General features: G+C 34.8%; 11 protein-coding genes. 7 read left to right on the forward strand and 4 right to left on the reverse strand.

Translation table 11 applies throughout. From position 1 onward, the window contains the following. Positions 1 to 13 precede the first annotated feature (13 nt). The 4 genes from L2586_RS14940 to L2586_RS14955 form a co-directional block, all read right to left on the reverse strand. Positions 14 to 334, reverse strand: coding sequence for a tellurite resistance TerB family protein (locus L2586_RS14940; protein ID WP_235293726.1), 321 nt, complete (start codon positions 332 to 334; stop codon positions 14 to 16). A gap of 18 nt (positions 335 to 352) precedes the next feature. Next, positions 353 to 820, reverse strand: a complete 468-nt coding sequence (locus L2586_RS14945) for a type I restriction enzyme HsdR N-terminal domain-containing protein (RefSeq protein ID WP_235293727.1) — start codon at positions 818 to 820, stop codon at positions 353 to 355. 1 nt (position 821) lies between these two features. Continuing rightward, the gene (locus tag L2586_RS14950) at positions 822 to 3,143 is read right to left on the reverse strand and encodes a hypothetical protein (RefSeq protein WP_235293728.1); all 2,322 of its coding nucleotides are present in this window, start codon (positions 3,141 to 3,143) and stop codon (positions 822 to 824) included. Positions 3,144 to 3,207: 64 nt separating this feature from the next. After that, positions 3,208 to 3,801 (reverse strand): toxin-antitoxin system YwqK family antitoxin, encoded by a 594-nt coding sequence (locus L2586_RS14955; protein ID WP_235293729.1) that lies wholly within the window; start codon positions 3,799 to 3,801, stop codon positions 3,208 to 3,210. A 110-nt stretch (positions 3,802 to 3,911) separates the two neighbouring features. Here L2586_RS14955 and L2586_RS14960 point away from each other — a divergent pair, with 110 nt between their 5' ends. The 7 genes from L2586_RS14960 to L2586_RS14990 all read left to right on the forward strand — a co-directional run bounded on the left by L2586_RS14960 (position 3,912) and on the right by L2586_RS14990 (position 13,730). Then, the gene (locus L2586_RS14960) at positions 3,912 to 5,693 is read left to right on the forward strand and encodes an ABC transporter ATP-binding protein (protein WP_235293730.1); all 1,782 of its coding nucleotides are present in this window, start codon (positions 3,912 to 3,914) and stop codon (positions 5,691 to 5,693) included. A 56-nt stretch (positions 5,694 to 5,749) separates the two neighbouring features. After that, positions 5,750 to 6,364, forward strand: coding sequence for a hypothetical protein (locus L2586_RS14965; RefSeq protein ID WP_235293731.1), 615 nt, complete (start codon positions 5,750 to 5,752; stop codon positions 6,362 to 6,364). A 56-nt stretch (positions 6,365 to 6,420) separates the two neighbouring features. Continuing rightward, a complete protein-coding gene (murB, locus tag L2586_RS14970) occupies positions 6,421 to 7,419 on the forward strand; it encodes a UDP-N-acetylmuramate dehydrogenase (RefSeq protein ID WP_235293732.1) in 999 nt (332 codons plus the stop codon). A gap of 66 nt (positions 7,420 to 7,485) precedes the next feature. Continuing rightward, positions 7,486 to 9,138, forward strand: coding sequence for a hypothetical protein (locus L2586_RS14975; RefSeq protein WP_235293733.1), 1,653 nt, complete (start codon positions 7,486 to 7,488; stop codon positions 9,136 to 9,138). 13 nt (positions 9,139 to 9,151) lie between these two features. Then, on the forward strand, positions 9,152 to 9,742 hold the full coding sequence (locus L2586_RS14980; RefSeq protein WP_235293734.1) for an RNA polymerase sigma factor: 591 nt from the start codon (positions 9,152 to 9,154) through the stop codon (positions 9,740 to 9,742). Positions 9,743 to 9,751: 9 nt separating this feature from the next. After that, on the forward strand, positions 9,752 to 11,134 hold the full coding sequence (locus tag L2586_RS14985; protein WP_235293735.1) for an outer membrane beta-barrel protein: 1,383 nt from the start codon (positions 9,752 to 9,754) through the stop codon (positions 11,132 to 11,134). 16 nt (positions 11,135 to 11,150) lie between these two features. Beyond that, the gene (locus L2586_RS14990) at positions 11,151 to 13,730 is read left to right on the forward strand and encodes a T9SS type A sorting domain-containing protein (RefSeq protein WP_235293736.1); all 2,580 of its coding nucleotides are present in this window, start codon (positions 11,151 to 11,153) and stop codon (positions 13,728 to 13,730) included. Positions 13,731 to 14,190 lie beyond the last annotated feature (460 nt).

The following is a 14,190-nucleotide window of genomic DNA, read 5'->3' on the forward strand; positions in this document are numbered from 1 at the left end:
GTGTTAAAGAAAATTAAATAATCTCGCGCAGACGCTCCCACAAATCTTGCTCATCATCTGAAAATACATTATCAGAATAAAAGAGTTGCTTTACAAAATGCATCAATTCCTGCTTCTGAACGGAAGTAGGGTAGTATATACCTTCGTAAGCTTTGATCTTTTCCATCTTTACAGCATCGTCATCGTCCATGGCATACTCAGCCATGATTTTATGAAAACTATCGTTGTTGACCTTATTGAGGATCATTTGACGTTCTTCAAGAGAGAACTCACCATCTGCATAAGATGCGTATATCAACAAGTAAGCGATAAATTCTTCCTGATTCCAGTTCATGTTATAGTTTTTTCAAATTTAAGACTTTCCATTTAATTTTTCATACTTAGGAAGCTCTTCTAGAAACTTATAATTTGATTCCTCAAAATTTATGGAGCAAAAATAATTGGTACTTCCATTAGTAAGCATAAGGTAAGGGACTTGCAGTGGAATGTTGTACATCGCAATTTGATTAAAAACTTTCTGATTTACTGCTTGATTTGGCCTTTTGCACTCTACGATTAAAAGTGGAATCCCATTTCTATCGTATACAATTATGTCGCATCGACGAAATAGACCATTTACTTTAATCCCTTTTTCTACTCTAATTAGGTTTTTAGAGATTTCTAATTCATGAATGAGATAAAGAACGGCACACTGACGAACCAATTCTTCAGGCTGTAGGACAATATCCTTTTTACGGATAACATCATAGATATAGCTTTTGCCTTCTACCTTAGAGATCTTAACTTCCTGACTATATTTTAATAAATCTATTTGGCTCATTTTAGACCACTTTTTCAGATCTAACAGCCATCTGCTTTAATTCAGGTATTTCCATTAACGTAATGATCGAAGCATCAGCAGATTGTGCAAGTTGAGCAGTATTGATATTAATGATTTTTATTCCAGCTTGTTCGATTTTTCTCAGAACCGAAATTTGCCACTCTATATCTAAAGAAGGATCTAAGAAAGAATCTTGTACGATAAGATACTTGTTTCGATCGTCTTTCATGATGATGTCATCTACGATTCCAGATTCTAGATGAGTGTATTTTAATGACTTAATTCGGATATCTAGAAACTCAATTTCAATCAGTTTCGAACAGAAATCCGAAACGCAAGAGATGATAGAGAAATCCTTCGCGCTGTAGAATTGCTTTTCATATCTGGATTCCTTAAGTGTATAGGTCAGTGACTTAGAAAGTTCTATGCTAAATTTTAGATTCTGACCTATTTTCATGTCTGTCGGAATCTCCTTTGATTTTAGTTGAAATTGACCTTTCTCATTATAATTCTTAGAGGTGTAAGCGCTTTCCTTAATCTGAGTATCTATTTTGTTTTGGTGGAAACATAGGATACTCTCAAAATGTGAATTGGCAAAAATATTTTGCGGAATATCATCATTATCGATGCAGATTAAGAAATCGTAATTCAGATTTGCAATTTCTGAAGAAAAGAATTCTTCATCACATACAATTATTGGGAAACTGTACTTAAATGAATCATTTAGATCAATCATCAGTGACTTCCAGTCCCTTCCATCTTTACCAATTTTCTTCTGGATATCACTTAATGAATAACGAAGGCCATTAAATACGGTCTGGATGCGGTGTCCTAGAAAGTTCTCGTAGATGAATTTTTGCTGAGTAAACAGATCGAATCTGATATCTAAGTCATCAATTTGACTTAAGTAATATTTATCAAATAAGGCTTCGAAGTACCAAGATTCGAAACTAGCAACCCATTTTTCATTCTCTATATCTTCTAGAGCACTTATGATTTCATTTATCTTATATTCTAGCGTAAATTCGAATGATCGATAAACGGCATAATCGGAATTCTCTTCTAAAAATAGTCTTCGCTTCGTTAAAGTCTTATCTAGTTTTCTTAGAAATCCATAATTCTTCCAAGCGCTAATGCTTAAATTATGAATTTCAGATTTGAACAATTCACTCTTATTTATTGCACCTATTAGGTCTATTTGATCTCTAGAAAGAATAGATAATTCAGGAGCATTATAGTTATTAGCGTTCAGAATTTCAAGCTGCTCATCAACTTTGTTCTGGATGCTTTGGTGCGCACTTTTTAACTGTTCATTTAACGTATGACAAAATGCCTCCAATTTTTCTGTATCTGGAATCCATCCATTTTCAGGAAAATTGATTTTGAACAACTGTATTTCTTGCAGAGCTTCTAATAGCATACTATAATGTGTACGTAAAGCTATTTTCTGTTTTTCTATCGGATCTTTACTTTTTCCAAAAGTTCTTTTTCTAGTAGCAAGTTCTGATTCAATTTTATAAAACTCTAGCTGTGTCTCTAACTCTTCACTTAATTTTCGAATGAGTTTAACCTGATCATTTAATTTCGAAACCATGTCAGCTCTAATGGTCTGGAACAAGTTTCTATATTTGTTGGTAAGCTGCTTGGTTGCTGATATAAAACCATCAAGCGTATTCAGAACGGATAGTTTGTTCTGAGCCAAATGGTAGTCTTTGTAAATGTCAGCTTTGAATTCATCGCCCGTTCTTAGAAAACTAAATTGAGCCCTATAAAATTTAGCTGCCTTTTCAATTTTGCTTCTAATTTTCCAGAATTCATTCTGGTTAAAATCATAGTTACTAGAAGAAACATCTAGGTTAAGTCTGTATTCGTTTTTCCTCTTTTTCGATAGAAACAATAACTCGCTTAGCTTTTGTCTTGGATGATCTCCGAAGACAGGAGCATTATAAATGTTTTTAATTTCATTTAACTTTTCAAGACTTTTATCATAACTGATTTTAGCTTTAATGGCTTCTATCTGATAATCTTTGTCCTCATTTACCTGGCTCGTAATCGAATTGCGATAGATATGAGTGTCTTTTTTTAGAGAAAGTGCTAAGTTCGAAACACCTATTTCTTCCAGTAACTGAGCCACGACATTCGTTTTATTGGTCCTAATAACAAACGTTTTACCGTCTTGTAGCTTTTCACACAAGAACGCTTTCATAAAGGACTGTTTCTTTCTAGGATTATTGCTTGATATAAAAGCAATACTTTTATCCTTATCCAGAAAGTCACGTAAATACTGCTCTTCCTTAGGAAGATTAAAAAGATTGGGCTTCAAATTCGTATATTTAGAAGGCTAAATATACATATTAAAAATAATTTTATATGTTCTTATTGATTATTTATTCGTTTTTGGAGACAATTCCTCCACTTACTTTTTCACCATTATTGTATTCATATTCTAAAACGACATTTCCTTCTTCATCAAATTGCTTGAATAAACCATCTAATTTGCCCTTTTTATACAAAGCCTCCTTTCTAAGATTTCCTCTGTCACTATATTCTCTGGAGTAGCCATCGAGCATACCATCATGATACATATATTCTTTTAATGGACGACCAAATTTATACTCTGCATATAGACCGTGAATCTTATTATTGGTAAAGGATTGCTTCTTTTCTATTTGTCCTCTATCATTAAATTCTAGATAAGGGCCATTCATCGCGCCATTCACATAGTTAATCACCGTTTTCATTTTATTCGATTCTTCAGGGAAATAAGTTATCCAGGTTCCATTTTGAATACCGTCGGTAATCATACCTTCCTCTATAATATTACCATTTTCGTCTTTTTTAATGACATAAGAAGACGTGCTACCATCTATATCATTAATTTCGTATCCGGTAAGATCTTTTCCACCAGGAACTGTGATTTGTTTCTTACCACATGAAATAATTAGAAAACTTAAACATATTAGGGTTAATAATGATTTCATTAGTGTTAAAATTTTAAAATGAATAAAGACAAATTTATATAATCTTATAAAATTAGCAAAGTGCTGAACACCATTTTGAATATTTGTAAGTTTGTCTTAAGAAATAAAGTATGAAAGAGACAGAAGAAAAATCTAAAAAGTTAAACAAGGAGCAATTAAGAGAGGCTTGGAAGATGTTTAAGTTTGTGAAACCTTATAGGTGGTATTTTATTGGAGGTCTGATTCTCCTATTTATTTCGAGTTTGCTGGTAATGGTATTTCCATGGTTAGCGGGACAATTGATCGATATCGCAAATAATGAAGGCAAGTACGGTCTGACGCTTGAAAAATCAGGATATATATTACTTATCATATTAGTCATACAAGGGATCGTTTCCTACTTCAGAGTAATATTTTTTGCACAAGTGAGTGAAAGAGGAATGGCAGATGTGAGGAAAAATTTATATCAGAAACTAATTTCGCTTCCAGTATTCTTCTTCGAAGAAAATAGAGTGGGAGAGTTGATGAGTAGGATTTCATCGGATGTAGATCAACTTCAGCAGCTTTTTTCTGTCACATTGGCTGAGTTTCTAAGACAGATTTTAATTTTGGTTGTAGGTATTGCGTATGTCGTATATGCTGCGCCACAATTGTCCTTAGTCATGTTAGCTTCGTTTCCATTCATTGTTGTCGGAGCAGTATTTTTTGGTCGATTTGTAAGAAAGCTTTCTAAGAAGAGACAAGAAGAATTAGCGGATACGAATGTTGTAGTAGAAGAGTCATTACAAGGAATTAGAACAGTGAAGACCTTCACTAATGAGATATTCGAATTCAATAGATATGTAGATAAGATCGCTAACTTGGTGAAAATTTCACTTAACCTAGCAAGTGTGAGAGCATTATTTTCCAGCTTTATCATCGTTGTTTTATTTGGTGGAATTTTCTTTATTGTGTGGTATGGATCGAAACTAGTTCTAGAAGGAACCATGACCGTCGGGGACTTGGTTTCATTTATCACCTTTATGGCTTTTATTGGAGGATCACTCGGAAGTCTTGGGACATTTTATACTCAGATTCTCTCTACATTAGGAGGGACAGAGCGATTAAGAGAAATCTTAAATACTCCTGGAGAAATTGACATAGATAACTTTAAAGAAGATACACTTGACGTTAGTGGTCGAATTAAATTTAATGATGTAGAGTTTTCTTATCCATCTAGAGCTGATTTACCTGTATTAAAAGGTATTAATCTGGAAGTGAATCCAGGCGAAAAAATTGCACTAGTAGGGCAGAGTGGTTCTGGGAAATCTACCATCGTTCAGTTATTGATGAGGTTATATGACATAGGCGCTGGTTCGATTACGCTAGATGAGAAGAATATAACCGAATATGACCTGACAGCATTCCGTTCTCTCATATCAATTGTACCTCAAGAAGTATTGCTTTTCGGTGGAAGCATTAAGCAAAACATTGCTTATGGTAAGCCAAATGCTACAGATGAAGAGATCCAACATGCTGCCGAACAGGCGAATGCTTATGAATTTATTTCTAGGTTCCCGGATGGTTTCGAAACGATGATTGGAGAACGAGGTATAAAATTGTCTGGAGGACAGAAACAACGTATCGCTATTGCAAGAGCCATCTTAAATGATCCGGAAATATTGATTCTGGATGAGGCGACGTCCTCTTTGGATTCTGAATCTGAAAAGTTGGTACAAGATGCACTGAATAAATTGATGAAAGGAAGAACCTCTATCATTATAGCTCATAGGCTTTCTACGATAGTAGATGTAGATCAGATTTATGTATTAGAAAATGGAGTTATTGTAGAACAAGGAACACATACTGAATTATCCAATATAGAAAATGGTGCGTATTCTAACTTGGCAAAATTGCAATTTCAGACGGCATAATGCAACTTTTTCATTTTTCATTCGTCAATAGGTTATATATACAAACCCATAAGAAAATGAAGAAATATTTACTTTTACTATGTATTTTATTAAGTGTTGTTATTCAATCGAATGCACAATTCGGATTTGGCATCGTTGCTGGAAATGATATTTATCAAAGATATACGAATCCAGATGGCGGATCTTCTGGAAATGCCATCTTAAACCTTCAATTTGGTCCAAAACTATGGGTTGGTGGAGAAAGCTTTTCAGTTTCTGTTGAAACATATGCGAATTGGGGAGCAACTTCACTTTCAGTAGTCGATTACAAGGGGATGGGATCGATCGCTTTTCCATTAATGGCTAAGTTGAATTTTAAAGGAAATAGTGGTTTTAATTCCGAATTAACTTCAGGTTGGTCAATAGGTGGCGGATACCAAATCGCTAGAACTGAGTTATATGGAGTTAACTTAAGTGCAATAGAACAAGATGTTATTCGGGATTTGTATCCTGTTATGGTAGGCGAACTTTCTTACGGATACGGAATAGGTGGTTTTTATGTAGAATTATTCGGAAGGTACGGATGGGACACTCAATCTAAGGCATCTACCTTGAATTTTGGTTTAAGTTATAATGTCAATTTTGTTGGTTTTAAGAAATTGAAACGTAAGTTAGAACGATTCGATAATTAAACAGTTGATCACTATTAGTTTAAAGGATTTCCATTTATATTTCATATTTTTGTAATATGAATAGATATGAGCATATAAGCTTAAGCGCTTACAATACTTTTATGATCAATGCTAAGTGCGAGACCTTATATAAAGTTCATTCTGTAGAGGAACTGAAATCTATATTGTCTGCTGAAAAAGCGCCTTTTTTTATTCTTGGCGGTGGTTCAAATCTTTTAATTTCCAAAGATCAAGATATTACTTTTCTAAAGAATGAAATCAGTGGTCGTGAAATTACTCAAGAAGATGATGAGATGATTCACCTAACAGTAGGAGGAGGTGAGAACTGGCATGAATTAGTTTTATGGGCAGTGGAGAATGGATACGGCGGCTTGGAAAATCTCTCACTAATTCCTGGAACTGTAGGCGCGTCTCCTATTCAAAACATCGGTGCATACGGTGTTGAATTAGACCAAGTATTTCACAGTTTGAATGCGGTAAGATTATCTGATGGAAAGCAATTTACTTTTCACAAGGATGATTGTGCTTTCGGATACAGAGATTCTGTATTTAAGAAAAAATATAAAGGTCAATTTTTCATTACACATGTAACTTATCGACTCACCAAGAAAAATCATCAAATTAATATATCCTATGCACCTTTAGCAGCAAGATTCGAAAAGAAACCTACTATTAAGCAAGTTAGCGATGCGGTTATTGAAATCAGACAAAGCAAGTTACCTGATCCGAAGGTGCTTGGTAACTCGGGGTCATTTTTTAAAAATCCAATTGTAAAGCAAGTTTTTCATGATCAATTAAAGCAAGAATTTCCAGATATGCCAGCTTATGTTATGAAGGAAGGTTATATGAAAATCCCGGCTGGTTGGTTAATAGAGCAAGCAGGATGGAAAGGAAAGCGAGTAGGAGATGCTGGTGTGTACAAAAATCAAGCTTTAGTTTTGGTTAATCACGGGACAGCCTCAGGGCCAGAGATATGGGCATTAGCTCAACAAATCATAAGTGATGTCGCTGAAAAATTTGGTATAACTTTAAGCCCGGAAGTAAATATTATTTAAATATTTAAATTTTGTGCAGCGTTTGTGGAGAGAATAGTCTTATACTAGTAGAAGACAAAATTAACCATGCGAAAATATAGCTTATTTTTCTTAGCCCTTTTTATCATCTCTGGATGTTATAAAGACACAGATTATTCAGAAGTCATCTCTACCGAAAGAGGTCCTCGAATTGTTGTTAACACAACTTTAGTCGGAAGTTATAAAAGTAATATTACATCAAGTAATGCCGCTTTCTCTCTAAGTATAAATGATGTCAATTTCGAAATCGAAGCTGAACAAATTCCATATACTGAGCTTAAGAATGTTGAGAAAAAAGGTCAGCTTATCGAGTTCTTCGAAGATAATGTGAGAACAGGAGCAGCGCAGATTCCTTTTGTGGAAAACGAAATCAACTATACTCAACTAATTGGTACAGATCCATTTAGCCGATCTGATTTTAATCAAAATCTGAATTTGGCTTCCGACATCAGCCTTGATTTTATAGACACTGAATTCTCTAATGCTCAGGCTGGAGTAGTAACAGATGGGTTAGAAATGGTGTATAATTTTTCAGAAGAAAAACCATATCTGAATCAGTTGGTCAGTTTTGCATATGGAAAGTCAGGTGCATCAGAAGTCGTTGATTCTAGAGCCTCTTTTTATATAGGAGTAGAAAATAGTGGAAGTGAATTAATATTGACGAAGGGTGAAATTATTGTTCGATATGATGGTGACTCAGATCTATCCTTATTCTACTTTAACAGAGATCAGAATAATTGGGAATGGGTTTCTGATTTTGCCCAGAATCTGAACACTGAAAAAATTGTAAAAACAGGATGGTATGTTATAGGTAGAAGTGTTGCAGCTTCTATGGTGAAAGGACATGTAGGAGCAGAGCAAGTAAATGTCGCTAGACAACAGCTGAAATTTGTAACTGGAGATTTCCAGACGAACATTTTTACTACTTCGAAAGGGAATTTTGAATGTTTTATCCCAAACACAGAAAGCATTGAAATGAATCTTCTTAACCAAGAATCAGAAGTAATCCTTGAAGATGAATTAAATAACCTCAATGACTTTATCCAAATCGAAATTCCAGAAAGCGTTGTTGCTAACAATTTCTTAAAGAGTGATTTCGAAGTGATAAACTGTGATGGTACTTTCTCATCAGTAAAATCAATAAATCTAGTCTATGATAATGGAAAGGGAGAATCCTTTTATTTAGACAGTGAGAAAGTATCATTATTTCCAGTTGCACATGAAAATTTTAAGGTTTCCAGTGGTAATGGACCTGAGTTGGACTGGTCTACAGATAAAGGTGGAATTCATTATTTGAGCGCTTGTGCTGGGAATGAAGATGGATTTACATTCATGAAAATTCGGGATGATCAGAAACTCTTTCCAGCTTTTAACTCTGAAATGATTGGTGATAGAACTGCACTAAAGGATGAAATGAATAGAATAAATTTAATCCTAGAGACTGATTCGAAAGGGAGTCTATCATCAGATAAGATAAACATAAGTATAAAAGATGAGTCATTCGGGGATGCTGGATATTCCGTTTCCTGTGAGAATGCTCCAGATGGTTGTGGAATTGAAGTTTGTGAGATTACTTACTATAAAGAAGACGGTGACGAATGGAACCGGATTTATTTCGAAGGAACCATATGGATGCAGACGATTGCTCCGGCGCAAGCAGGAAATTTCAATGTAGAAGGATATATTTTAAGCAAAAGATAAACTAAGCGATTTTTTGAAAGTATCATCATTGATTAGTAGATGTAAGAAGGGTAGACCTAAAGCTCAGCGGCAGATGGTAGAGATGTACAGCGACGATCTGTTTAACATTTGCTGTAGATATGTTCAGGATCAGTCATTTGCGAAGGATTGTCTACAAGAAAGCTGGATTCAGATCTTTTGGAACCTTGACAAATATAAAGAGGAAGGAAAGTGGGAATCTTGGATTAAAATGGTCACCATTAATAAATGTAAAGAAATGCTTAGAAAAGAAGGAAAATGGAAAGTCTCAGCAATAGATCATATAGATGAATGTCTGGATAGCAATGTAGAAGACCTGATCATAGAGGAAGAAAATGTAAATATGTTTTTGGATAAATTACCTCAGCGATATCGAATGGTTGTCAATCTTTATCTTGTAGAAGGTTATAATCACAAAGAGATTGCCGCTTTTTTAGAGATAACGGAAAGTAGTTCTAGGTCTTTACTTTCTAGAGCATTGAAGCTTTTAAAAGATGCTTTCAAAGAGCCGGATCAATCTGAAAGTATTAAAAATACCCAAGTCAAAAGAATTCGTAATTCTATTTATAAAAAAGCCATTATTTAAATCAGAACTATGGATAAGAAAGAAAGAAAAATAAGTGAGATTCTGAAAGGCCAAAAATTTGATCTAGATAAAGATGCATTATGGTCTGGTATGGCTGATACATTGCCAAAACAAGAGCGAAAACGTCGTGGATTTTTGTGGTTACTTTTGCTAGTCATTCCACTTGCTTATGGTGGCTTTTATTGGACAAATCTAGTGGCTGACCAGCATGATAATGAAGACATCTTCATAGCGGAAAAAGGTCTAAGCGATGCTCGAATAGATAGAAATACCAAAGGAATAGAAACAAAAGTTGATCAAATAACTGAAATTTATGCTCAGACCATTGGTGAAGTGGAAAATGATAAAGATTTAGATTATCAGGAAGTTACGAGTTATACATCAAGTAGTACGCAAGGTCGCCGCAACACAGAATTACCTACAATTAATCAAAGCGTTTCAGAAATAGAAAATAATATTAATACGTCTGTAAGTACTGAATTTCAAAATATAAACCCTGCATCGTCTTCAATAAACCAAAATGAGAATGCTTTAATCAAAACCGAATCTGATCTTTCAGAATGGACCACTAGAAATCAGCTTGATTTTGTAACACTAGAGAAAATAGACATTAACTTATCCGAATCACTTGAAGATCGAGAACCTAATTTACAATTAGAATTAGATGCTCATTTGACACCAACATTGTGTTGCGTAGATCAAAAGTGGAGCGTTATCTTACTAGGTGGTGGCTTGAAATCGAATAGTAAGGTTACAGGAATAGAAGATAGAGAGACTGGACTATACGGAATTGCTTCAAGTGTGAAGGTTAATTATCATCTTGAGAAACGATGGACGATCTCTGGAGGTCTCGTATATAACCAGTTGAATACGAGATACATTGATCAAGGTGAAGTAAGAGAAATTGGAAGTCAACCAGGTATTTCACAAATTAATATTGATGCCTTGGGTGTGTCTAAAGCAGTTCAAGGAGTAGTAGAGGAAGTATCGATTTGGAAACGGGATATAAATTGGCATAGAACTCAGCACAGTTTTGATTTCCAAGTTCAGCTTCAGAAGGACTTTCTTTTATCGAGCCGATGGAAAGTTGGGGTAGCAGGAGGAATAGCCTATAACCTATATACAACTACCAAAGGCTATGGGTATGACCATGAAAGTTCAGGTTTCTATAAGTTTGAGAGTGACGAAGAGCAGAATTACAAAATGAATGCTGGGCTAAAGCCTGTAGTCGGTGCAGAATTATGCTATGGCTTAAGAAATGTAGAACTTGTTCTAAGTGCAAATTATAAATGGAATCTAAGTCCCATTAATACACAAATTGAAAATTATCAAATCAAAAATTCCCAGACAGGTATACAACTTGGTACGCGGTATTACCTGAATGGGAACTAAAACTAAATTTAAAAATATGAAAAAGTTTTATCAATCGATCATGGCTATGCTGCTGATTAGTTTTTGTAACATTGGCCTAGAGGCCCAAATTACATGTAAAGCCACCTTGGACCTGCCGCTAAACATAGTAGGACAAGCAACTTTAAATCCTAGTGATATGATTACTGGAGTGATCCCAAGCGGTGTTGTCTTGGATCAATCTTCTTTTAGCTGTGCAGATGTGGATATTCCAGTCACCGTGAAGGCTTCCATTGATGTGAATGGAACGACAGAATTTTGTACAACCGTAGTGAATGTAATCGATGACGTGCCACCAGTAGCTGTGGCAGACTTAAATGTTGAATTGGTTTTTCCTGCTGGATTTTCTAGTATTGTTCTTAATCCTCAAGTAATCGATGACGGCTCTTATGATCAATGTGGTGATGTAACATTGAGTGTAACTCCTTCAGAAATATTTTGTGAAGATATCGGGAGTATTATAGATGTAACCTTAAATGTAGAAGATGAATCTGGGAATATAAATGAAGCGTATACTACATTGCTTGTTAAGGGAGACTTAAGTTCTGAATTGACATGTAACGCAGATATAGATCTAGTAGTAGATAATGAATTTTATGTTCCTGTTGATTTGATTTTTCAATCAGACGGAAGTTGTTCGAAAAAGGAGTTAGAATTATTCGATGACCAAGGTGTGGTTTTGTCTGGGAATATCATAGATCAAAGCCAAATAGGTAAAACAGTTACAGCTATTTTAACTAGACCTGCTGATGGAACTTCATGCACTACGAATATTAATGTAAGTGGAAATGAATGTGAGTCATTTTATATCTGTGATACAAAGTGTAATGAAACAACCCTAGGTGATTGTAATTCTGGACATACTACAGAGGATTATGTGGAATGGCCGTGTGATTTGGATATTTCATCTCCTTATCCTGGATTTGATGGAACTTCTCCTGAAAATTTAGTTGCAAATTATGGGATATTTATCTTTAATTCAGAACCTACAGTAGTAGAAGTTGATTGTCATTCTGTAGGCATTACGTACACCGATCAAGTTTTCTACATAGAGGATAAGGTGAAAGTGGTCAGAGAATGGACGATTATAGAATTCAGAACGATCTATGTTGCTTCGTATACACAAGAAATTTTATTTGACGCAGTTGATGCTGACTTAATTTGGAATATTTGTGACACAAATTCTAATAGCAGTCAAGTAGGGGATTGTGGATCAGGGCACTCGTTAGATGATGACATAGAATGGCCAAGTGATATAGCAAGTATAGATGCTAGAATCCATCCTAATCAGTTAAAATATATATCCAATGTAAGTGTGGAGAATACTCGACCGATCTTTACTAATAATGAAGATGAGTATAACTTAACCTATGAAGATCAATTCATAGAGGGCAATGAAAATTATAGTATCGTTTCAAGAAAATGGACTGTGAGCTCTAGAAAAAGTTCAGGCTTTAGTGCCGATTATTTCCAGAGTATTAGTGTTGGGATTCCGGATAATGAGGAGGATTTAGTGATGGTTTCTACAACAACAGGAAGACCAATGCCAAATGTTTCGGTTAATGATGTCTATAAGACAAATAATAGCGGAGTTGCCGTTGTGTCTGAAGATACTGGAATAGAATTAGCTTATGAAGACAATCCAAGACAAGGTTTGGATGTCAATGACTTAGTTCTACTGTATGATCATATACTAGCAAAAGTTGTCTTGAATAAATTTCAGCAATTGGCTGCTAACATCACACCAGATGAAAATATTTCTACGCTCGATGTGGTCGTTTTACAGAAATACATTACGGGAAATGGCACTCCAGAAAAAACAGGTTGGGATTTTGCTTCAGATCCTAATTTTAGCAATGTGAAAGGAAATTTCGTAGGTTACAAATATGGTGATATAGATGACTCTAGTATTCTGGATTATAATCTTGATGAACTAGAGAAGCAATCCGTAGTTTTCTCTGATATCTTGGTCAATGCAGGAGAGGAATATGCGATCGATATCAGATCTTCTGAGGATATTGATTTTATAGGCGCACAATTTATTTATAAGATACCGGAAACTATTTCTATTCTTGATGTAACTTTCCCTAACACGGAAGAAGGCTATTTATGGTTTGTTGATGAAGACAGAAATTTACGTATTGTTTATCATTTAGATAATAAGGTGGAAAACGTTGATCAAGATGAGGTCTTATTTAACATTAAATTTAAGTCCTCAGAAAATGGAGTTAGTGCTGATTTTATTAGATTAGACGACAATGAAGTGTCTCTTTTTGTTACAGAAGATCGAGAAAATATAGTTATTAATGGAGAAGTTGAAAATGAAATTACATCAGGAAATAAGGATGTTGTAGTGTTAGAAAATGTTAGAATAACTCCTAATCCAGCGATTAACTTAATTAATGTGAAATTAGATGCAGCGTCAGATTTTCAGGTCAATGTTTTTAATGTCCAAGGGCAGAAAGTGAAGATGAGTTCCGAAACTCAATTAGATATATCCGATCTAGATCGTGGTTTTTATATTATTAAAGGAAGAAACAATGGAAGTCTATTTTCAAGTAAGTTCTTGAAGTTGTAAAGATTTATTTCTCAATTTTTGACGGATAATCAAAATTGACCTTCCTCCCATGAACTTATCCCTGTTGGAGTTACTTCCAGCGGGGATTTTTTGTTCTAAAAGATAAGGATGTGATTCAAAAAAAAATAAGGTGTCACACCTACGGCGCTTGCTTTCGTTGTTAGCCTAAGTTACAAAGGTTTGGCACCTACGGCGCTATCTTAGTCCCAGAGGAGAATTATCTTTGCTTACATGCTCTGCTTAAAGTAATTTATTAACTGGTATAGATTAAATATTCATGAAAGATACTGAGCCTATAGTTCTAGTGGGCGATACCCTATGTAATAACAGCTCTGTAGAAGCGGCGATACCTAAGAATTTTTAAACTATGTGCTAAGTGGTCGAAAAGCATTTAAATAAGTGTCTAATGATCCAACGGGTTTTTTTGGGAACCTTATGGGGTGCAAAGTTATAGATAGGG

Source organism: Portibacter lacus (assembly GCF_021533215.1).
GTDB lineage: Bacteria > Bacteroidota > Bacteroidia > Chitinophagales > Saprospiraceae > Portibacter > Portibacter lacus.

What these genes read in the sequence shown, in the direction of transcription:
- L2586_RS14990 (WP_235293736.1), top strand. Translation starts at nt 11,151, where the DNA reads ATGAAAAAGTTTTATCAATCGATCATGGCTATGCTGCTGATTAGTTTT.
- L2586_RS14985 (WP_235293735.1), top strand. Translation starts at nt 9,752, where the DNA reads ATGGATAAGAAAGAAAGAAAAATAAGTGAGATTCTGAAAGGCCAAAAA.
- L2586_RS14955 (WP_235293729.1), bottom strand. Translation starts at nt 3,801, where the DNA reads ATGAAATCATTATTAACCCTAATATGTTTAAGTTTTCTAATTATTTCA.
- L2586_RS14960 (WP_235293730.1), top strand. Translation starts at nt 3,912, where the DNA reads ATGAAAGAGACAGAAGAAAAATCTAAAAAGTTAAACAAGGAGCAATTA.
- L2586_RS14975 (WP_235293733.1), top strand. Translation starts at nt 7,486, where the DNA reads ATGCGAAAATATAGCTTATTTTTCTTAGCCCTTTTTATCATCTCTGGA.
- murB (WP_235293732.1), top strand. Translation starts at nt 6,421, where the DNA reads ATGAATAGATATGAGCATATAAGCTTAAGCGCTTACAATACTTTTATG.
- L2586_RS14945 (WP_235293727.1), bottom strand. Translation starts at nt 820, where the DNA reads ATGAGCCAAATAGATTTATTAAAATATAGTCAGGAAGTTAAGATCTCT.
- L2586_RS14965 (WP_235293731.1), top strand. Translation starts at nt 5,750, where the DNA reads ATGAAGAAATATTTACTTTTACTATGTATTTTATTAAGTGTTGTTATT.
- L2586_RS14940 (WP_235293726.1), bottom strand. Translation starts at nt 334, where the DNA reads ATGAACTGGAATCAGGAAGAATTTATCGCTTACTTGTTGATATACGCA.